At 39.3% G+C, this 23,662-nt stretch carries 8 protein-coding genes; 1 reads left to right on the top strand and 7 read right to left on the bottom strand.

The window, feature by feature from the left end; all coding sequences use genetic code 11:
- Window positions 1-7: 7 nt before the first annotated feature.
- The 4 genes from HZR84_02565 to HZR84_02580 all read right to left on the bottom strand — a co-directional run bounded on the left by HZR84_02565 (window position 8) and on the right by HZR84_02580 (window position 17,429).
- On the bottom strand, window positions 8-4,345 hold the full coding sequence (locus tag HZR84_02565; protein ID QNL20870.1) for a hypothetical protein: 4,338 nt from the start codon (window positions 4,343-4,345) through the stop codon (window positions 8-10).
- 195 nt (window positions 4,346-4,540) lie between these two features.
- Complete coding sequence (locus HZR84_02570; protein QNL20871.1) at window positions 4,541-8,896, bottom strand: T9SS type A sorting domain-containing protein; 4,356 nt, start codon at window positions 8,894-8,896, stop codon at window positions 4,541-4,543.
- 86 nt (window positions 8,897-8,982) lie between these two features.
- Window positions 8,983-13,227 (bottom strand): hypothetical protein, encoded by a 4,245-nt coding sequence (locus HZR84_02575; GenBank protein QNL20872.1) that lies wholly within the window; start codon window positions 13,225-13,227, stop codon window positions 8,983-8,985.
- Window positions 13,228-13,244: 17 nt separating this feature from the next.
- Entirely contained in the window at window positions 13,245-17,429 is a 4,185-nt protein-coding gene (locus HZR84_02580) for a hypothetical protein (protein ID QNL20873.1), read from the bottom strand.
- A 249-nt stretch (window positions 17,430-17,678) separates the two neighbouring features.
- On the opposite strand from HZR84_02580, the gene HZR84_02585 reads away from it, so the two are divergent.
- Window positions 17,679-18,992, top strand: coding sequence for a hypothetical protein (locus HZR84_02585; GenBank protein QNL20874.1), 1,314 nt, complete (start codon window positions 17,679-17,681; stop codon window positions 18,990-18,992).
- Between the two features lie 84 nt (window positions 18,993-19,076).
- Here the strand turns inward: HZR84_02585 and HZR84_02590 are convergent, their stop codons facing one another.
- The 3 genes from HZR84_02590 to metH all read right to left on the bottom strand — a co-directional run bounded on the left by HZR84_02590 (window position 19,077) and on the right by metH (window position 23,660).
- Complete coding sequence (locus HZR84_02590; protein QNL23167.1) at window positions 19,077-19,898, bottom strand: hydroxymethylglutaryl-CoA lyase; 822 nt, start codon at window positions 19,896-19,898, stop codon at window positions 19,077-19,079.
- 121 nt (window positions 19,899-20,019) lie between these two features.
- Complete coding sequence (gene metF, locus HZR84_02595; protein QNL20875.1) at window positions 20,020-20,973, bottom strand: methylenetetrahydrofolate reductase [NAD(P)H]; 954 nt, start codon at window positions 20,971-20,973, stop codon at window positions 20,020-20,022.
- Entirely contained in the window at window positions 20,970-23,660 is a 2,691-nt protein-coding gene (gene metH / locus HZR84_02600; GenBank protein QNL20876.1) for a methionine synthase, read from the bottom strand. Before metH ends, metF begins: the two co-directional genes overlap by 4 nt.
- Between the last annotated feature and the right edge of the window lie 2 nt (window positions 23,661-23,662).

Genomic DNA, 23,662 nt, shown 5'->3' on the forward strand with positions numbered 1-23,662 from the left:
TTCACATTTAGAATGTATCCAGGTCAACAGGTCTGCTTATGTTAAAAAACTTAACAACCTTCTCTCCCAACTCTCCTGCATCAATATGAATTAAGTAAACTCCGCTGGCAACCGGGATACCTTCTTCGTTGGTCAACTCCCAATTCTGGCTGCTAAGTCCAAGTCCGGGAATATCCTCTGGAATATTTCTATTGAATTGCCTGATTAAGGACCCATTCATTGAAAAAATAGATATTTTACATTTACCCGGAAGGTTGGTGATTTTTACATTTTTATCAACCTGACTTTGTTCATACTCGGAATAGGCATAGTAGGGATTCGGAACAACCCTTATAATGTCCAAATCGCTTTGTCCTTTTTCTTTACTCTCAAGAACAGACTGAAAACCACTTGTACTAAATGTATATGTAGGTGGAACTCCACATTCATTTGATTCATAATCCTTCTCAACCCGTAGTTTTACGCGTACGTCTGTTCTGTCATCCTCAGGAAGATTTGCAAATGCTCTTTTTATTTTCATCATTCCTATCCAGCTAAAAGATTGCTCATAAACAACTCCATATTGGTTGGATCGACTGATTTTCTGATCTTCAAAGGTGCTATCCATTTGTCTTTGAAATTTGCTTTGTACTCCGGGAATTTCAAAGTCATAAGGCATGTTGCTTAGTATGATGTAATGATTATTAAGATCATTTGTATCAGGATTGTACAAAAGATCATTTCCGGAAACTGAATCAATCAATTTATTTTCGGTAAAAGCCAAATTCAAACGAATCCCTTTATCAATGTCTATTGCATAGCCTGGAAACCATGAATAACCTCTGGAATTCTCATTACTTCCACTTGGAAAGGCAACTTTTGTACCATCGGGGTTTCCATTTTTATCCACACTAAGCTTCTCACTTTTTTGAGAACGATTTACAACCTTACTAATAATACTTGAGTCAGGTGAGGCCATTTGAATTACCATACATCTTGTCCACTTACTTTTGTCGCGAGTAAATACAATGTCAACATTTGGCAGATCCTGTATATAGGACCATCCTTCAGGTTCACGAACAGCAACTCCAGGAGCAATACTTTCATCTGAAAATGCATTTTTTGATGAAATCCAAGTTGACCAGCTTCCTTCTAATACATTCTGATAAACATCGAGTTGATCATAGGTTATAAGTGAACTTTCAGCCTGATCAATCCATGGATGATTATCATAATCAATAGGGATTAACCAATCCTGTAATCTGTTTTCATAAACAATATTGGCATCCTGAAATCCATTCTTTTCAAACCCTTCCTCCCTGTTTTTATAACCCGGATTATATCCTCTTTCCAATTCAAGAGAAATTCCAAATTCTGGAATAGTTTGTTCACTTTCATCACTAACAGGAACGGATCCTTTTACAACAAGGCCATCGGCTTTGAGTGTCCATAAATCGTGTTCTACAAAATTGATTGCATTGACTATGCTGCTGCTGTCTGAATTTAACCAAAACTTTGTAGGGCGTTTTATTCCACTTCCTTCATACGTTTGCTGAGTTCCATCAATTCTTATTGCGTAAACATCTCTTACAAATGTTCCATTTTCACAACCGTTTAATAGCCTTACTTCCAATGTTTTAGAAGTAGCCGATTCTAATTCAGGAACTTCCCTTATTACAATGGCTTTTCCATTTGTCTGTCTTTTGTAAGGATTGATTTGGTAATGAATTGAATTGCCATCCATATTCACAGTTTCATTGGATAAATAATCTCCCAATGATTCGATGGTATCACCTTTGAGAAACTGAAAATTATTCTCAGTGATATCATATTCCAACCGACTTGTTAATACGACTTCAGCATTATTAACACTCTTTACCAATTTAGGATCATAAACCTTGATTGAAAGCGGCCCTGAGCCTGATCTATAGACTCTTTTATAAGGCGTTCCTGAAAGGATTTTTTCCTCAACTCCTGTTTTAAATTCCAAGATATTTCCACCATTCCCGATTCCGCTTTCTGCTGTTATTTCAAACTCATCGCCATATCCCGAATTAAGAATTGTGCCAACACTAGGATGAGGAACCACTACTTTCCTAATGCCATTTCTCCTGCCCAGAATAAAAGGCTGTTCTTTCCTATCACCAACATTATCACCTAAATTTTTGAAAGCCATAGTGGGATTATAGCCATAGGATAAAACAAGGAAGGTATAAGTCTTGTGGTTTACTAATTTCGGATCACCTTCAGCAAAGGCGTCATCAGTAACTCTCAAGGTTCTGAATATGCCATTATCCTGCCCTTCTACTTTAATGACCGGAACAAAAATATTTTCACCAATCGTTACATCATTTTCATAATTTATAATTCGGGTAACTCCATTAGCTATATCGCATTGTGCTATTAATCGCGCTTTGTCAGGATTATCCAGATCTGCTTCTGTAACTGTATTATTCGCCAATTGATAGAATAAATAACCTTCAAATCTGTAAAAATCACCAACATTTGCTTCGAATTCCTTATATGTTTCAGTATTCATCGCCTGACGAACACCTTGATTTACAATAGTAAATTCACTGGGCTCTATTGTTAATATAATTTCCTTATCCAGTTCAGTGACGATAACATCGGGTGCATCAGGCCCGTTGAGCAATTCAAAGTCATTATCATAAAGTTTTTGACAGATGTCATCTGCCACCTTTAATTTTCCTAAAGAACCTCTGGACCCGCCGGCTCCGGTTCTTGCCCAGGGTATTCCGATTGTCAATTCATTTAATGCCCCGGGTTCCAAAGTAAATGGCCCGGCCGACTGAAGCATTCTTCGATCATCCGGTTGATTTCCTGAAACTGTTTCATCCCAAGCAACATTCTGAGGGCCACTATACGGTTGTTGCACGTTTCCTCCTAAACCCCAGCCGATTTCGAGGTCTGATTCTCCGGGAAACATAAAGTCGCAGGGGGGGAAGCTTTGTTGAATACCCTGTCCAAGGTCATAAGTGCAATTTGAACCGTCTTTCCACTTATTTCTCAAATAATTAAAGAAGTCTTGTGCATTGTCTGGTTCACCATTGATAGAGCTTTCACTATTATTATAGTACACGAAATTCGACATGATTATTAACTCATCTATTTCATCCACCTCGCCATCTTTATCATTGTCTATTCCATCACCTTCATAAACTTCATATCCCTTGTCAGGTTCATCAATGAAGCCATCTCCATCATTATCTATACCATCGCCTAAAGTGTCCTTATCTGCCCATGGGCCTTCAAAATAATCAACACCTACTGATGGCGGATTTTCACCATATCCGGAAATTCCTTCATCAAATTCATCGCCATTATAACAGATTCCAAGGCCTCTGGGCACACAAACTCCAACATAATCGTCCTCTGCAAATCCAAGGTCAGGATCCACCCACTGCCCCATTCTGGTTTCTACAATTATTCTTGATCCACGATTGAGTAGCCTGTTCCAGTAAAAGGTCATATCATTTAATACGTCATTGGTTGCAAAGCCAAATCCCATCACTTGAATTTCCATATTTATGGGAGGAGCTGCTCCAATTACACCTCCAAATTCCTTAGAATTTCCCTCATCGTTCATTACCCACCAAATGCCTTCATCTCCAAAAATAAAGGGCACATCCCCTTGCAAAGGATCGTAAATTCCGTCTCCGGCTCCTTCTTCTTCAATTTGTATAAATTCATCAAAAGGGGCCAAATCACGATCCATATCAACAGTTCTGTCATTGAACAAACCATCCGGGGAAGTGATGTAGGGATTATTTCTTCCGGGCCAGTTCAGTATGGGTTCTGGAATATCTTCCACCGATTGAATTCTGCCTGCCTGATATTCATCGATATAATTTTCAACCTCATCTCTGCTTATCTTGAAATGTACATCCCATGTTGCACATTCTTCTGTTGAAATGGTACCCCGGTCCGGTCCAGATTCATAAAGCGGGCCCGACCAAAGAGAATAATTTGTTTGTCTATAAGTATTGGCCAGAACCAGCAATTCTCCTGTAGACTCATCCTGTCCTCCCAGCCAAATTGAGCCGGCATATAGAGAATGTTGTTTTGGGGCACTTGGGTCGTCTTGTTTTGGAATTTCATAACGTGCCGCTTCGGGAGCGGTAACAGTCCACCACATGTCACCTCCATTATGCAATAAGGTTCTTACATTGTTTATTTCTAAAACTTCTCTGGAGCTGGATCTGGCACACTGGGCAGCAGTATACTTTTGATTAGCATTAAAACCTTTAGATTTTGCATTTGAGTGTTTATCAATTTCAGCATAACCGCAATAAGCAATTACCAATGATAAAATAAAGGTCAATACTAATTTTTCTACTGTTTTCATGAGTTTTGTGATTCGCTTTATTAGCACGAATAAACCATACCATTTTATGAGAATCCATTATTCTTTTTTCATGAATTTACAGAAAAAAACAAAGTAAAAAATGCGCAGATTGGGGGATATTTAAGCTTTTTTGGAGCTTAAACAGCGTTTTTATATAATTTCTTTATTCAATATTATCAAAAAACGCCTATAATTTTAGAAAGTATCAAGGTCAATTGGTCTGTTGATATGGAAGAATTTCACCACCTTCTCCCCAAGTTCTCCCGCATCGATATGGACGATGTACACGCCACTGGCTACCGGGATACCTTCTTCGTTGGTCAACTCCCAGTTCTGACTGCTCAGACCCAGTCCAGCCACATCTTCTGCCACATTTCTGTTGAACTGTCGCACCAGTGAACCGTTCATCGAGAAGATCGAGATGGTACACTGTGCCGGTAAATTGGTGATCTTGACATTTTTATCCACCTGGCTTTGTTCGTATTCCGAATAAGCGTAGTATGGGTTAGGCACCAATCTTATGATATCCAGATCACTTTGGGCTTTCTCCTTGCTTGCAAGGATCGCCTGTGAGCCTATCGTGCTAAAGGTATAGGTCGGTGGTACGCCGTTTTCGGTGGCCTCGTAATCCCTGTCCACGCGCAGGCGGATCCTGACATCGCCGCGATCTTCCACCGGCAGCGATACAAAACTCGGATTGATCTTCATCATCCCTATCCAGCTAAAGGTTTCCTCGTAGGTCACCCGGTACTGACTGGTTCGACTGGTGGTTTGATCCTCGAAGGTGCTGTCCATCAAGCGCTGGTAAGCACTCGGTTGTCCTGCCACTTCAAAGTCGTATTCCATATTGGTCACAATGATGTAGTGATTATTGGTATCGTTGCTGGTCGGGTTGTACAAGCCATCGTTACCCAGCACCGAGTCGACCAGTTTGTTTTCGGTAAAGGCCATGTTCAATCGTATGCCCTTGTCCACATCGATCGCATAACCCGGGAACCAGCTATAGCCTGTCGCCGGATCGGTGCTGCCATCTGGGAAGGCCGCCACTGCGCCATCCGGTTGCCCGTCTTTGTCCACGCTCAGCAACTCGCTTTTCTGTACCCTGTTCACCACCGGGTTCACAATGCTCACCGTTGGCGGTGCCATCTGAACTACCATACAACGCGTCCACTTGCTTCTGTCCTGGGTAAAGACCACGTCCACGTTTGGCAAGTCCTGCATATAGGCCCAGCCTTCGGGGTTTCTTGCGTCCACGCCAGGAGCAATGCTCTCATCGGCAAAGGCCGCTTTGGTCGATAACCAGGTGCTCCAGGAGCCATCCAATACATTCTGATACACGTCCAGCTGATCATAGGTGGTCAATGAACGCGGGGCCTGTCCGATCCAGGGTAAATCACTAAAATCGATCGGGATCAGCCAATCCTGAAGACGGTCGGCGTACTCAATGCTCGCGTCCTGGAAGCCGTTCTCCTCAAAGCCCTTATCCCTGTTTCTAAAACCCGGGTTAAAGCCGCGGCTCATCTGTACCGATAAGCCAAACTCGGGCACCGTCTGCTCGCCATCGGCGCTCACCGGCACAACGCCCTTCACCACAACCCCGTTCCCTTCAAGGGTCCAGAGGTCATGCTCTTTAAAGTCGATCGCCTGGGCTATCGATGAGCTGTCGCCTTCCAGCCAGAAGTTGGCCGGACGCTTGGTGCCGCCCAAATAACTCTCCTCGCCACCTTCACGGCGGATCGCAATCACGTCCCGGACAAAGGCCCCGTTCTCATCCCCGTTCAGCATTCGGATCTCCAGGGTCTTGCTATCGGCCGTCTCCAGCTCCGGTACCTCACGCACCACAACCGCTCTTCCTTTGATCTGGCGTTTGTAGGGACTGATCGTATAGGCGATCGTAGCTCCCGAAGAATTGTCCACTTCCTGTCCCGTGTAATTGCCCAGCGAAACCAAGGTGTCGCCAGGAAGGAATTTGTAATCATTATCGGCGCTGTTGTACTGCAAGCGGCTGGTCAGACGAAGCTCCATGTTGTCGATGGCCTTCACCAGCTTGGGATCATAGACCTTCACCGATATCGGGCCCGAGCCCGCTCGGTAGGTGCGCTCAAATGGCGCCTTGTTTAAAATGCTCTCTTCCACCCCTCCGACAAATTCCAGGATGTTACCCCCGTTGCCAATGCCGCTCTCGGCGGTCAGCACAAACTCATCGCCATAGCCCGAGTTCAGCACCTGCCCGACGTTGGGATGCGGCACCGCCACTTTCCGGATACCGTTTCTTCGACCCAGAATAAAAGGCTGCTCTTTTCGGTCCCCTACGTTATCGCCCAGGTTGGCCTGCGCCATCGCCGCATTGTAACCGTAAGAGAGCACAAGGAAGGTATAGCTCTTGTGATTTACCAGTTTCGGATCCCCCTCGGCAAAGGCATCATCGCTGACGCGCAAGGTTCTGAAAATGCCATTGTCCTGGCCTTCCACTTTAATGATCGGTACAAAAATATCTTCGCCCAGGGTCACATCGTTTTCATAATTGATGATCGTGGTCACCCCATTGGCTACATCGCACTGCGCGATCAGTCTGGCGCGATCCGCATTGTCAAGGTCGGCCTCGGTCACCGTGTTATCGGCCAATTGATAGAAGAGGTAACCTTCAAAATTGTAGAAGTCTCCAATATTGGCTTCAAATTCGCGATAAGTCTCCGTGTTCATCGCCTGACGCTCACCCTGGTTGACAATGGTGAACTCGCTCGGCTCGATGGTAATGATAATCTCGCGATCCAGTTCAGTGATGGTCACATCCGGGGCATCAGGACCAGAAAGTAATTGAAAATCATTATCGTATAATTTTTGACAAATATCATCTGCGACCTTGAGCTTGTTCAGTGATCCGCGGGAGCCGCCTGCACCTGTACGCGCCCATGGAATTCCAATGGTCAATTCATTCAATGCACCCGGTTCAAGGGTAAAAGGTCCGGCCGATTGCAACATACGACGGTCAAATGGTTGATTCCCGGCAATTACTTCATCCCATGGTACATTTTGAGGACCTGCAAAAGGTTGATCAGGAGTACCACCCAGTCCCCAGCCTATTTCCAAATCAGAAGAACCCGGAAACATAAAGCTGCAAACCGGAAAACTTTGATTGGTGCCTTGCATAAGATCGTATGTGCAATTTGTTCCATCGCGCCATAGGTTTCTCAAATAATTAAAAAAGTCCAAGGCAGATCCCGGATTGCCATTTACCGGATTGCTATTATTGACATAATACATAAAGTTCGACATGATGATCAATTCATCAACCTCGTCAATTTCACCATCCTTATCATTATCTATGCCATCGCCTTCATAAACGGCATATCCCCTTTCCGGTTCATCGATCAAACCGTCAAGGTCATTATCAATTCCGTCTCCGATGGTATCTTTATCGGCCCAGGGTCCTTCAAAATAATCAACGCCTACTGAAGGCGGATTTTCGCCATAACCACCAATTCCCTCGTCAAATTGATCACCATTATAAGCCATTCCAAGACCTCTTGGTACATCTACTTCTACATAATCATCAAAACCAAATCCAAGTGCCGGATCAACCCATTGTCCCATTCTGGTTTCTCCAAGAATCCTTGTTCCCCTATTCAATAAGCGGTTCCAATAAAAAGTCATGTCATTTAATACATCATTGGTTGCAAAACCAAAACCCATTATTTGAATCTCCATATCAAAGGGCGGTGCAGCTCCGATAACCTGGCCAAATTCCTTTTCATTACCGGCATCATTCATCACCCACCAGATACCTTCATCACCATATATAAAAGGCACGTCCCCTTGCAATGGATTGTAAATTCCATCTCCGGCGCCTTCTTCTTCTATTTGAATAAACTCATCAAAGGGTGCCAAATCGCGATCCATATCAACCACCTGATCATTAAAGGCTCCATCCGCTGAGGTGATGTAAGGGTTCGATCTACCGGGCCAGTTTAGAATTGCTTCGGGAATATCTTCTATAGATTGTATTTTACCAGATTGATAGTCCTCTAAATAATCTTCGATTTGGGCCCTGCTGACTTTAAAATGCTCATCCCAGGTATTGCATTCGGCAGCGCTTATTTCACCCTGATTAGGCCCTGAAGCATATAAAGGCCCAGGCCATAAGGCATAATGCGATTGTCTGTAGGTGCTGGCTAATACGAGAAGTTCTCCGGAGGTAAGATCCTCACCACCAATCCAAACCGAACCTGCAAAAAGAGAGTGTCTTTTAGGAGCACTGGGGTTATCTTGCTTTGGGATTTCATATTGGGCATTGCTGGGTGCTACCACCGTCCACCACATGTCTCCGCCATTGTGAAGCAAGGTTCTGACATTATTGATTTCTAAAGTTTCTCTTGAAGTAGATCGATTACATTCTGTTTTAATCCTTTCTTTATAAAGAAGGCTTTTTTTTGTAGATTCTACGTCCTGATTGATTTGAGCTTCAACTTCAAAGCAAAATATTCCAAATGAAAGTATTACGATTAATAAACTGAATTTCACTAATTTTTTAGCTCCGCCTGAATGCAGCATTGCATTTGATTTAACACTAACTTAAGGATATATTAAAATATTTGGAATTGTTTTAATCTAAGTGGTATAAATCATTACGTTAGAAGCTAAAAATCATAGCTGATATTATCAATGCGCCTCACATAAAAGAACTTTCGCACAATTTCACCAATTTCATCAGCTTCTACGTGAATCAAATATACGCCTGAATTAATGGGTTGAAACGATTCATTGGTCAAATCCCAAATCTGCGTGGCCCCTTCAGACCCAAGAAAACTTTCATCAAATTCACGATTGAATGATTTGATTAATGAGCCGTCTATGCCGTGGATGGCAATTTTGCATTTAGGAGGTAAATGAGTGATTTTAACTCTTGTATCCTCAATGGTATTTTCATAACTAGAACCTAAAATATAGGGGTTGGGAACAATCCGTATATTATTGAGCTCTTCGCTCATTTGAGATCTGGAAAATATTGTGTTTTGATTCAGTTTAAATTTCCATTCGGGGTTAACTCCATTTTGAGTCATATCATATTCACGGTTTACTCTTAGTTTAATTCGTACGTCTTTTCTTTCTTCTTCAGACAATTCCGAATAGTCTTCATTGATCTTCATTATGCCAATCCACGAAAACAATTGCTCATATAAAATTCTGTACTGACTTGTTCTAGTCACTGTTTGATCCAAAAAAGTACTATCAAACATCCGCTGTATTGAACTTCCCTCAGAATTTTCAAAATCGTATTCTCTGTTGATTATCATGATATAATGATTATTGGTATCATTTGTATTTGGATTGTAAAGCAGGTCATTGCCGCTTGTTCCTAATGAGTCTCTCAATTTGTTTTCTGTAAAGGCAAGGCCTAATCGAATTCCACGATCCAGGTCTATGGCATATCCCGGAAACCAGGAATATCCTTTTGATAATTCTGTGCTACCATCAGGGTATGCTGCCAAAGTTCCGTCCGGTTCACCGTTCTTACCTAAACTGAGTTTTTCACTTTTCTGAACCCGGTTAACAACCGGATTAACAATACTTACTTCAGGTGGTGCCATTTGAAGTACAGGGCATCTTGTCCAATTGCTTCGGTCTTGTGTAAAAACGATGTCAACATTTGGCAGATCCTGAATATAAGCCCATCCTTCAGGGTTTCTGGCATCCACACCAGGTGCTATACTCTCATCGACAAAGGCCGCCTTTGTGGACAACCATGTGGACCATGAGCCTTCCAATACATCCTGATAAACATCCAATTGATCATAATTAAATAAAGAATTTGGTCTTGGGCTAATCCAGGGTAAAGAGTCAAAATTTATGGGAATCAGCCATTTTTGATCTAAATCAGAATATTTGATCTCAGCTGAAATAAATCCATTATCCTCAAAACCTATCTCCTTATTTTTGAATCCGGGGTTCTCAGCATTGAAGATATTTATTGCAAGACCGAGTTCGGGTATGAGTTCTTCTCTGTTTTCCGTTATTGGTATAGATCCTTTATAAATTCTACCTCCAGCACTGACATTCCAGAAATCATTGTTTTCAAAATCTGTACAAACAGCATTTGAACTCGTGTCATTTAGTAGATGAAAGCCTGCAGACCTTTTCGTGACGCCTTTATATGACTCTTCACCCCCAATACGATAAATTTCTATAACCTCTCGAATAAATGTTCCACCTTCTGCCCCATTTAAAAGTCTGATTTCAAGGGTCTTTGTTTTATCCGTTTCGAGATTCTCTCTTTCTGTAATTACAATTGCCATTCCTGGTTGCTGTCTTTTATAAGGATTAATAGTATAACTGATACTGCCAAAACCGTCCATTACCACCTCTTGACTTATATAATCTCCGGATGAAACTATCGTATCACCTGGAAAAAACTGAATATCACTATTGAGTTTGTCGTATTCGAGTCTGGATGTCAAATAAATACTAATTGAATCGGGTAAATCTTGAGCAAATGGGTCGTATCGATAACAATTTAGCGGTGAATTTTTTTCTTGATAAATCAGATTTGGCTTTTTACCTGTTAAGATTGAGTCTTCAACACCCTCAATAAAGTCTAATACATTTCCTCCATTTCCCTTACCTGAAATTAGTTTCATTGTAAATCCGGCATCTGCATTTTCAGTGATTATACTTCCGGGTTTGGCATGAGGAATGGCTTTATAAATTTTGATGTTCTTTTTGCTTTCTATGTATGTTTGATAGACCCTTTCATTCAAATTGCTCAATTGATTTAGTTCATTGGCTCTTTTATTATAGCCATAAGCCACTACACTATAATAGTATTCTTTGTTATTGACCAATTTCGAATTATCATCAAAAGCATCTTCTTTGATTGAAATGCTTCTCTGAATTCCTTTATCTAATCCCTGCACCTCAACTGAGGCATTAAAATAGCATTGCCGGCTTTCAAAGGCAGATGTAAAATTGGTAATTTGACTTATGCCATTTTCTAAATCGCATTGATATATTAATCTTGCTTTATCAGGATTTTTATATTCAGAAGGATCAATATTTTCATCGATCAGCTGATACACCAAATAGCCTTCAAAATCATAAGATGCGCCTATATCTATATCGTCTTCGGAGTAAATTTCTGTATTCTGTATTTCAAGTCTGCCATTTTTCAAAACGTTCATTTTGGCTGGAACAAGATTAAGACGAATTTCATTTTCCAGTTCCCGGATAGTAACATCAGGAGCATCGGGTCCATTTAAAAATTGAATATCTCCGTTATAGTATAAGCATTGTATATAATCATCCGCGCAGAGCAATTTGTCAAAACTGGCTCTGGAACCACCGAATTCAGCCTGGGCCCAGGGCACACCAACCGTATATTCTACCAAAGCTCCCGGTTCCATTGAAAAAGCACCAATTGATGGTACAAAACGACGATCTGCCGGTTGATTCCCAGAAATAAATTCATCCCATGGTTCATAATTTGGAATATGGCTCGGATTACCTAATCTATCACTTAATTCTTGCCATGAGTTGCCTGGAAACATATAATTAGTTGCAGGAAAATTTTGTTGCAATCCCTGAGCAAAATCATGGGTATGTTTTGTTCCATCTCTCCAAAGACTTCTGGTGTAAGCAAAGAAATCAAAAGCTGATCCCGGATTCCCATTGGCGGGATTAGAATTTCCATTGTAATACATGAAATTACTCATGCTTATACGCTCCCCGAATTCATCAATTATGCCATCCCAGTCATTATCAAGGCTATCCCCTTCAAATATGGCAAAACCATTATCCGCTTCATCGACCAAACCATCGCCATCATTATCAATTCCATCGCCAATGGTATCAAAATCAGCTAGGGGACCACTAAAAAAATCTATACCAATCGCCGGCGGTTTATCGCCATAGCCTGCAATACTTTCATCAAAATCATCCCCATTAAAACAAATTGCCAATCCCCTTCCTACATCGGATTGAACAAAATCATCTCCCGCAAAACCCAGATCGGGGTCTGCCCATTGTGAAATGTGCGTTTCAGCAATATCTCGATGGCTTTTATTGATGAATCTATAATTGTAAAGCGTAGCGTCATTTAATGGATCATCTGTGGCAAATGCATGCGCCAAAACTTGAATTTCCATACCTATTGGAGGTGCGCCACCAAATACACCTCCAAACTCTTTTTGATTGCCAATATCATTCATCACCCACCAAATACTCTGATCGCCTTTGATATCGGGAATATCTCCATCCAGCGGATTGTAAATTCCGTCTTCTTTTTCCGGTTCAATAAAAGGAGCCAGTTCCATATCAAGATCTGAAATCTCGCCTTGCAGAAATGGATTATTTCTTCCCGGCCAATAGCGTATGGCTGCCGGAATATCTTCTTCCTTTAAAATTAATCCATTTTCAAAATCAAGTAGAAATTGAGCGATTTCATCTCTGTTCACTTTGAATTGTCTGTCCCATTCCTTACAGGTTTCCGCATTGGTGAAAACCCCTGCTCCGGAGCCTAACACCGGTCCCGGCCATAAAGAATAGTGAGATTGGCGGTAGGTGCTTGCTATTACAAGCAGTTCATTGTTGTTATTGTCTATTCCTCCGAGCCAAATGGAACCGGCAAAAAGTGAATGCGATTTATTGGCACTGGGATTATCCTGTTTTGGGATTTCATAGCGAGCTGCACTTGGGGAAATGACAGTCCACCACATGTCACCGCCATTGTGTAATGTCGTTCGAACATTATTGATATCGAGTTCTATCTGAGAAGTGGCTCTTGCACAGTTGCCTTGTGCGGAAATATTCGAAAATATACTGTTGATAATTATTATGGTACAAAATAAAGAGTGATGAAATAAGGTATTGAACAGCCGATAATGATTCATAAACTCAACTTTTAATTTTACCGATTTGAAAGATCGCCTCTGACATAAAAGAATTTTCTAACTGTTTCTTTATTTTTTGTACTAACATGAATCAGGTAGGCTCCCGAAGATATTTCCAAGCCATTTTCATTTCTCAAATCCCAGTTCTGGATTGCTCCTTCTGAACCAAAATAATCAGAAGGGTAATTTCTATCAAAGGACCTAATCAATACTCCATTCATGTCATAAATATTTATTACGCACTCATTTGGCAACTCCGTAATTTTCACCATTCTTGACGAACCACCGCCTTCATAAGGAGAAGCAAATAAATATGGATTAGGAACCAATTTAACTCCGTCCAAAATATTATCGGCTGTTCTATTTTGAATTGCACCACCATTGATTTTAAAAGCCCAGGTCGGGTCTATACCGTTTTCTGTCATCTTATAAGGAGCATTTACACGAAGTTTAACTCGCATTTCAGGCAGACCCAAGGTATTTGTCCCTAAAGTCTGATCATACTGAAGTATACCAGTCCATGTAAAAATTTTAGAATATAAATCCATGTAATTAACAGATCGGGTTATCGTTTGATCTTCAAATACAGAGTCTAACAGATGCTGGAATTCGCTATTTGGTTCTTCCATATCATATTCAAGATTTGTAACCACGATATAATGATGTGGAATACTATCGTCCTCTTGAGGGTTATAAATTAAATCATTGCCTGCAGTACTATCCAATGCTAAATTTTCTGTAAATGCCATATTTAGCCTTTTTCCAGAATTAATATCGATAGCATAACCAGGAAACCATCCATATCCTTTGCTCAAAGAATTGGTTCCATTAGGGAATAATGACTTACTTCCATCAGGAAGTCCTCCTTTGTTAACACTCATTTGTCTACTCTTTTGAGATTTGGAAACTATTGGATTTACAATACTAGTATTGGGACTCTGAACTTGTATCACGGGACATCTTGTCCATTTTAAGCTATCATTGGTTAATACGATATCAACATTATTAATCGTGCTAATTTGTTCCGCCTGGCCAAACCAATAGGCCCAACCTTTTTTGAAAGGTTCAGAACCACTTGATGCTACAATTGGTAAAAAAGAACCTTGCAACACGTTTCTTAAGGTGCCATAATAATCCATTGGGACATAATCGTAACCAATTAAACTTACTTCATTAAACCATTGAAAAGAGTCTGAGTCAATTATCTTTAATCTTTTATCATTTGGGTTGTTGTATTTAACTGTAGCATTAATAAAACCATTATTAATGTTATCAATATCAATAGAATTATATCCTGCGGCAAAAGAATGATCAATACTGACTTTTAAACCCAAGGATGGAAGAAGTTCTTCGATACCAAAACTAATTGGGTTTTGACATTTAATTTTAGCTCCATTATTACTTATAGTCCAGAAATCATTCTCCTTAAAATCAATGCAAGTCGAATTTGAAATCGGAATACCTTTTACTTGAAATTGGCATGGATATTTAACCAATTTGTCAAAAACAAAATCAGGTGCCCTTTTGATTTTATAATATGTTTTTATAAACTTTCCTCCTTCCACACCATTGAGAAGCCTAACTTCCAAAGTTTTAGTTGTTGGTGTTTCCAAATCCAATCGTTCTTCTAATACAACCGCAATACCCGGTTCTTGATCCACTGCTTGAACAAGTATCAGTGAATCCGAATTGTTAAAAGTTTCAGTACAAATTATCGTGTCTCCTGGTAAAAAATTATAGTTATTGCCGGTTTTAGAAAATTCAAGTCTACTCGTCAAAGAAACTTCAATAGAATCCGTTGGCGCAGCATTTGGATTGTAAACCTTTATATCAAGAGGACTAGAATTATTATCATATACTAAATGAGGAGAATTGCCTGCCAATATATCATCTTCTATTCCTGTGGCGAAATTCAGAAAATTGCCCCCATTCCCACTTCCTGATTTCACCACCATAGAAATGGCATTAGAATTAATTGTAGTACTACCATTTGGATTTCTAAAAGGTACTGCACTTTTAACCGTAGAATTTCTTCTACTCTGAACATAGGTCTTATAATATTTATTAATTAGTGGAACAGAATTTAAACTATCAGCTTTCGCATTGTATCCATAAGCTACAGCCATGAAATAATAACTTTTGTTATTTATTATTCGATTTCCATTGTCAAATAAATCATTCCTGAAAACAATGGACTTATTCAATCCACTATCGCTTCCTTGCACCTTAAGGACAGGAACTGAGCTACATCCAAATGAATTAAACTGAAATTCAGAATCATTTATATCAGTTACACCATTTTGAATATCGCTTTGTGAAATCAATCTTGCTAAATTCGGGTCATTGAGATCATCTGTAATTACATTTTGATTTAGCAATTGGTATACTTTGTATCCTTCAAATGCAAAGTAGCCACCTGTTAGCTGATCATATTCAAAATAACTCTCTGTATTCGTGGAAGTTAAGTTACCGTTGTTATTTACAGCAAAGTCACTAGGAAACAGATTTATTAGCAATTCACGATCCCTTTCAATAATCTGTAAATCAGGAGCATCAGGTCCATTTACCAACTGGAATCCTGAATCATAAATTTGTTGAACATAGTCATCAACACATTTAAGTTTATCAACACTGCTTCGATTATCACCTAAAGCTGATTGTGCCCAAGGAACAGAAATTGTTGTTTCAAATACTTCACCAGGCTGAAGTTTCATTGGTCCAAATGACATTACAAATCTGCGATCATCACCTGCATTTAGTGCGATTTCTTCATTCCAGGGGGTATCAAAAGGAGCAGATAGTGGTGGGTTGCCTTGTAGCGCGTTCAATTGAATCAAACTATTGTTTGGAAACATATAATCAGTTTGAGGAAAGTTTTGATCTGTTCCAAATCGAAAATCGTAAGTCATTGTGGATCCATCTTTCCAAATTCCTTGAAGGTAATTGTAAAAATGCTCAATTGAACTTGGTGAACCATTAATAGGACTGTTATTATTGTTATAGTAGACAAATTTACTCATTCCAAGTTCCTCATTAAATTCATCTACTATTCCGTCATGATCATTGTCAATTCCATCACCTTCGAATATCTCATATCCATGCTCACCTTCATCAATCAGTCCATCACCGTCATTATCAATTCCGTCAGCAGATATAGAATAAAATGCCTTTGGGGCATTAAAAACATCAATACCAATGGCTGGTGGTAAAGATCCATAGCCACTAATTCCTTCATCAAAATCATCAGCATTATAACAAATACCCATATTTCTGATAATGTCACATTCAATAAAATCATCATCAGGATTACCTATATCCGGATCAACCCAATGCCCTAAATAGAAGTCATTTATAAGGTAAGGGCCTTTATTGCTCACCTCATAATGATAAAAAGTCATATCATTTAGTTGGTCATTTGTTGCAAAACCATACGCAGTTTCCTTTATTTGATATCCAGCGGGTAAATGTCCTGATGATACACTACCAAATTCCTTAGCTCCACCAATATCATTATAAATACACCAGATATCCTCATCACCCAGGATTACTGGAATATCTCCTTGAAGCGGATCATAAATACCATCTTGAATTCCTGAATACTGTTCTGAAAAAGGAGCGAGATTATATGACATATCGGCAATTTCATTGGATAGATGAGGGTTGTTTTTTCCCGGCCATTTTAAAATTTCAACGGGAACGTCATTTATTGATTGAATCAGTCCTTGCTGATAAGCAACCACAAAATCTTCAATTTCATCTTTATTCACTTTAAAAAACCGATTCCAATCCTCACATTCCTGAGCTTGAATACTTAGATTTGAGTTTTTTATAGGCCCGGGCCAGTAGGAATAATGTGCTTGTCTATAAGTATGTCCTGCCATCAGAATCTGGTCTGTAGCAGCATCTACACCTCCAAGCCAGAGCGCACCTGCAAAAAGTGAGTTTTTCTTTGGGAGGTATGGATTATCATTTTTAGGGATTTCATAAACAGGCCTAGTTGGAGAAGTTACTGTCCACCATTTATCAGACATACTAAGCATCGCCCTGACATTGTTAATTTCCAAAGTGATCTGTGCAGAAGTTCGCGCGCAATTAGTTGCAGCCTTAGAAAATAATGGTGTTTTCCCTTTAATGACATCAGATTTTACAGGGAAAAAAACATGAATAAGAATAACAGTTAAACATGATATCTGTCTTTTCATAAATAATCCATTTTGAACAAAATAGCATTAGTTGTGCCTAATTATCCATAATTTCTAAAAGGACTTTTTTCATAAGAAAATTGATTACAAGTAATATAAAACATCACCAAAATTATCTGTTAATGACTTTAATGACCGATTTATTCAATTATTTGAAAATGTGTTTTTCGCAATTTTCCTATCAATTATTAGATCATACTTTCTTTAAAATTCAGAATTATCTTCATATTTGAGTTCAAAGCGAATTAAATGCAACCCCTCAAAGAAGCTTTTGAAATACTCAATACTTTAAAACCTTCAGAAATTGATCATTTTCTGAATTTCGTAGCATTTGAGAATCCCAAACAACACAAAAACTATATTAGGCTTACCGATTTGGTGATCAAAAAAGGCAAAGATGATTTGCCGAATAACAAAGCTCTAAGTAAAATTTTTCCTTCGCCCCAGGTCTATCGCAGAGTTAACGAATACAAGGATATCCTGAAAAAATACCTATTGATTTATATCATTCCGGAAGAATCCTATGCCGCTCTGAATTCCGAAATCATTTATTTACGCTATTTGAGAAATCAGGGATTAATGGATCAGTTTGAGTCCGAATTTGAGGATGTTAAAAAAGAATTGGAAGCAAGTCATTCCAGAGATGATTTTCGATCATTGTATATAAATTTTTTAAATGAGAGCCGAAGAAATTTTTATCACGTTTACTATAACGAGCAAAATTTTAAATACAACTCGGTTGCTGCCAATTATAAGGAATTAGACAAAATCAAAAAATGGATAAATTCAGGCCATTTATTTAATAAAATATTTTATGATTTTTCCTTGAGAGCTGCGCATAAAATAGAGGAAGGTACCTTACAAAAATCTGCTCAAAAAGCATTTACTCCTGAGTTTTTTAGTTTTAAGGAATACATGGAAATGCTCGATTCTCAGGAGCTGCCTTTGCTGTATAAAACCTATATTCTGGATATTTTGGAAGGAAGTGATAAAATTAAAGCAAAGGCCTATCATCAGGCCGTGGAAAAAATTTTCTATTCCAATTATCATGAAGCGAGTGTTAATGTTAAAAACAATATTCTCATTCTTTTGATAAGCTCATCTAAAATACCTCAGGAATTAAAATCTGAATACTACAAAGAACTGGTAGATCTGAAAGAAGAGTTAAATCCCGGTGTTCTGAATAAGTACATACTTGAACATCTGGAGATGGATGTGAATAAGGCAAGGACTGAATTTGATCGCTTGCGGAGCAAAGCAAAAGACCCGGAAAACGATTTAAATGCCATTGAAGGAATTGTACTCTGTAGGGAAGGAAAATACAATGAAGCTTTGGAGCTTTTAAACCAGGTTATGATTTATCAGCAGGACAATATGTACTTTGATTTAAACCTCGCGCTTTTAAAAGCTTATTATGAAATCGGTGATATAGAAGTCGCCCATTCTAAATTGAACAACCTAAAAGTCTATTATCACAAATACAAGGAGCATATGGGTGGCGAAAAAGAAAGTAAGTACAAGTATCTTATTAATGATTATAAGAGAATGTTGGATGGGAAGTGAGATGAGAGTTATGAGTTAGGAGTTGGGAGTTAGGAGTTGTCCGACCCTGATATAGGTTGAACACTTTTAAGTCACTATAAGAATTTATGTAGGAAATATCTGAGATGCTTTTTCGATAGACTTGTTGAAAGCACTTGTGTTAAATCCTTCCAGTTGGATTTGGTTTCTATTAAAAAAATCAATTAACCGTATCGTATCCAAATTCCCCGTTAATTCATCCTTGGCCATTGGACAACCTCCAAAACCCTTAATGGCTGCGTCAAATCGCCTGCACCCGGCTTCAATTGCCGCTTCAATTTTTACATACGATGTATCAGGAACTGTATGCAAATGTGCGCCAAATTCTATTTGAGGGAAGGTAGGAATGAGATGATTAAAGATATAATGAATAGTTTGCGGTTCTGCAGCACCTATGGTATCGGATAAGGCAATTATTTTAATGCCTATTTCATCAAGTATTTGAACAAATTCCTCAACAGTTTCGGTGTCCCAATTTTCGCCATAGGGATTGCCAAAACCCATTGATAAGTAAGTAACAAGGGTTTTATCGTGCTTTGTACATAAATCCTGAATGCCTTTTAAGCTATCTATGGCATCGGCAATACTTTTATTGGTATTCCTTTGCTGAAAAGTCTCTGATAATGAAAGTGGGAAACCCAAATAGTCGATTTCATCAAATTTACAAGCTTCATCCGCTCCTCTGAGATTGGCGACAATGGCCAACAATTTTGTAGTGCTATTGTCTAATTCCAAGGCCGCTAAAACCTCTGCTGTATCCCGCATCTGTGGTATTGCCTTTGGTGAAACAAAGCTTCCAAAATCGATGGTATCAAAGCCAACTTTTAGCAATTGATTAATATACCTGATCTTGTCTTTAGTTGGGATGAATTGATCTATCCCCTGCATGGCATCACGTGGGCATTCTATGATTTTCACAAAGCGAAGTTAAAGGTTTAAACTAAAAGATGAGATCTATTATTTTAGGAGATCCCGGATCCCGTGCTTGTTGCCGGGTCCGGGAATAATACTAAAATAATGCTTCAGCGATTTTGCGGGTTGCCTCTGATTTACTCATGGTATAATAATGCAAACATGGCGCACCCTTTTCTTTGAGCTCTTTGGATTGCTGAATTGCCCATTCTATTCCCACTTCTTTGGCCGATGCATTGTCTTTGCATTTTGATAATTCATTGACCAATTCATCCGGTAGATCGATATGAAATACACTCGGAAGCATTGTCATTTGACTTAATGCGGTGATCGGTTTCAATCCGGGAATGATCGGTACATTTATCCCGTTTGACTTGCATGTGTCAACAAATTCAAAATATTTTGAATTATCAAAAAACATCTGCGTAACGATATAATCAGCGCCCTGATCTACCTTTTGTTTAAGAAAATTAATATCAAGTTTCATGTTTGGCGCTTCAAAGTGTTTTTCAGGATAACCGGCTACGCCAACACAGAAATTGGTTTTCCAGGTATGTTTTAAATCTTCATCGAGATATTTTCCTTCGTTCATGTCTTTTACCTGATTTAGTAAATCCAGGGCATAAGCATGTCCGTTTTCCTCGGGGATAAATTTTCGATCCGATTTCGGAGCATCACCTCTTAATACGAGCACATTATCCACACCAAGAAAATTGAGGTCTATTAGTGCGTTTTCTGTTTCTTCCTTGTTAAACCCTCCACAAATAATATGAGGTACAGTGTCTATTTTGTATTGGTGCATGATGGCTGCACAAATTCCGACAGTACCCGGCCTTTTTTTGACCACGGTTTTTTCCAATAATCCGTTTGCTTTCTTTTTGTAAACAATTTCTTCTCTATGATAAGTAACATCTATAAAAGGCGGATTGAATTCCATCAATGGATCGATCGCATCAAAAATTGACTTTACACCCTGTCCTTTTAACGGTGGTAAAATTTCAAATGAAAAAAGCGTGTCTTTAGCGTTTTTTATGTGTTCGGTTACTTTCATAAATTTGTTTCGTAATTAAGATTTGGGGCCAGCCATTTTTCCATTTCATGCTGCGACATGCCCTTCCTTTTTGAATAATCAATTAGCTGGTCTTTGGAAATCTTTCCCAATCCAAAATATTTGCTTTCCGGTCTGGCAAAATAAAAACCACTGACCGATGATGCGGGATACATGGCAAAACTTTCGGTTAAACTTATCCCTGTATTTTTTTCAACTTCCAGCAAATCAAAGAGAAGCTTTTTCTCGGTATGATCAGGACAGGCAGGATAACCCGGAGCCGGTCTGATTCCCTGGTATTTTTCGGAAATTAAATCTTCATTGTTAAGTTTTTTATCGGAATAGGCCCAAATTTTCGTTCTTACTCTTTCATGCAAATATTCGGCAAAAGCTTCAGCGAGTCGATCAGCAAGTGATTTGATCATTATATTGTTATAATCATCGTGATCTTTCTCAAAACGCTCAATAAGCCTTTCAATTCCAATTCCTGCCGTAACGGCAAAACCACCTATATAATCTTTTTTTCCTGAAGATTTGGGAGCAATAAAATCGGAAAGACTATAATTTGGATATCCGCTGCCTTTTTTACCTTGTTGTCTTAGAAAATGAAACGTTGTTTTCCAATCGCCATTTTCATACACCTGCACATCATCTCCAATTGAATTGGCTTCGAAAATACCACAAACACCTTTGCTTAAAAGCCAATCTTCCTTTTCAATTTTCTCAAGCATTTCCTGAGCATCATCAAAAAGCTTTTTTGCTTCAATGCCAATGGTTTTGTTCTCAAAAATTCTTGGATATTTTCCTTTCAACATCCATGTAGAAAAGAAAGGGGTCCAATCAATATAGTTTTTAAGCGTAGAAACGCCCACATCATTTATTACAGTAATACCCAACTTTTTTGGTTGGGCAATCGAATTTTCGAAATCGACCTGTGCATGGTTTTCCCGAGCTTCCTCAATGCTTACATAGGTTTTAATTTTGTGTTTCTTACTGTGCTCCTCTCTAAGGCTTGCATATTCCTTTTTAATTCTGTCAAGATATCCCGGCAGTAATTCAACATTGCTTAATTCCCCTGCCACAGGCACACTCCTGGATGCATCCAATACATGTACTACTGGTCCCGAATAATGTGGGTCGATTTTAACTGCAGTGTGAATTCTTGAAGTTGTTGCGCCACCGATCAGCAGAGGAATATTCAGTTTTCTTCTTTCCATTTCCTTGGCAACATGTACCATTTCATCCAGAGAAGGCGTAATTAAACCGCTAAGGCCAATGATATCAACCTGTTCTTCAACAGCGGTATCCAGAATTTTTTCTGCAGCTACCATCACTCCTAAATCGATAATTTCAAAATTATTACAGGCTAATACTACTCCTACAATATTTTTACCTATATCATGAACATCTCCTTTTACAGTAGCGAGAAGTATTTTTGCGTTTTGACTGGTATCGTTATTTAGTCTTTTTTCTTCTTCAAGAAATGGAAGTAGGTAGGCCACAGACTTTTTCATAACCCTGGCGCTTTTCACCACTTGTGGAAGAAACATTTTGCCGGAGCCAAAGAGATCGCCAACCACATTCATACCGTCCATAAGTGGCCCTTCAATTACCTTTAAAGGTCTTTGATATTTCAATCTGGCTTCTTCAGTGTCTTCATCTATATAATCTATAATTCCCTTGACCAGAGCATGCTCCAGTCGTTTTTCAACTTCATCTTCTCTCCATTTATTATCGACTACCCTTTGTTTCCCGTTTCCTTTAACTTTCTCAGCATATTGGATCAGTGTTTCTGTTGCCTCATCATTTCTGTCGAGCAATACATCTTCAACTTTCCGGAGTAATTCTTCAGGTATATCATCATATACTTCGAGCATCGCGGGATTCACTATTCCCATATCCATACCATTTTGAATGGCGTGATAAAGAAATGCCGAATGCATGGCTTCTCTCACTTTGTCATTTCCGCGAAATGAAAATGAAACATTACTCACGCCACCGCTTACATGAGCACCGGGCAAGTTTTGGCGAATCCATTTGGTAGCCCTGAAAAAATTTAGTGCATTTTTCCGGTGCTCTTCCATTCCTGTCGCAACAGGAAAAATATTCGGATCGAAAATGATATCTTCCGCAGGAAATTTTACCTTTTCAACCAATATTTTATAGGATCTTTCACAGATCTGAATTCTTCTTTCGTATGTATCGGCTTGTCCATCTTCATCAAATGCCATGACGATAACGGCCGCTCCATACATTTTAACTTTTTTAGCTTGTGCTATAAATGTCTCCTCCCCTTCTTTCAGAGAAATGGAATTTACTATGGCTTTGCCTTGCACACATTTTAACCCGGCCTCAATAATTTCCCATTTCGACGAATCAATCATTATTGGTATTCTGGAAATATCAGGTTCGGAGCCGATTAAATTTAAAAACTTAACCATGGCTTCCTTGCCATCAATCATGCCTTCATCCATGTTGACATCCAATACCTGTGCACCCCCTTCAACCTGATCTCTCGCCACTGACAGCGCCTCTTCGTATTTGTCTTCCTTGATTAAACGCAGAAATTTTCTTGAACCGGTTACATTGGTTCGCTCCCCAATATTTATAAAATTGGACTCTGAGGTAACTACGAGTGGTTCAAGGCCACTTAGTTTTAGTGGCTTGTGTTTAAATTCAGTTTTATTCATCC

The sequence above is a fragment of the Hyphobacterium sp. CCMP332 genome (genome assembly GCA_014323545.1).
GTDB lineage: Bacteria > Bacteroidota > Bacteroidia > Cytophagales > CCMP332 > CCMP332.

What these genes read in the sequence shown, in the direction of transcription:
- HZR84_02590 (QNL23167.1), bottom strand. Translation starts at nt 19,898, where the DNA reads ATGCAGGGGATAGATCAATTCATCCCAACTAAAGACAAGATCAGGTAT.
- metF (QNL20875.1), bottom strand. Translation starts at nt 20,973, where the DNA reads ATGAAAGTAACCGAACACATAAAAAACGCTAAAGACACGCTTTTTTCA.
- metH (QNL20876.1), bottom strand. Translation starts at nt 23,660, where the DNA reads ATGAATAAAACTGAATTTAAACACAAGCCACTAAAACTAAGTGGCCTT.
- HZR84_02585 (QNL20874.1), top strand. Translation starts at nt 17,679, where the DNA reads ATGCAACCCCTCAAAGAAGCTTTTGAAATACTCAATACTTTAAAACCT.
- HZR84_02565 (QNL20870.1), bottom strand. Translation starts at nt 4,345, where the DNA reads ATGAAAACAGTAGAAAAATTAGTATTGACCTTTATTTTATCATTGGTA.
- HZR84_02580 (QNL20873.1), bottom strand. Translation starts at nt 17,429, where the DNA reads ATGAAAAGACAGATATCATGTTTAACTGTTATTCTTATTCATGTTTTT.
- HZR84_02570 (QNL20871.1), bottom strand. Translation starts at nt 8,896, where the DNA reads ATGCTGCATTCAGGCGGAGCTAAAAAATTAGTGAAATTCAGTTTATTA.
- HZR84_02575 (QNL20872.1), bottom strand. Translation starts at nt 13,227, where the DNA reads ATGAATCATTATCGGCTGTTCAATACCTTATTTCATCACTCTTTATTT.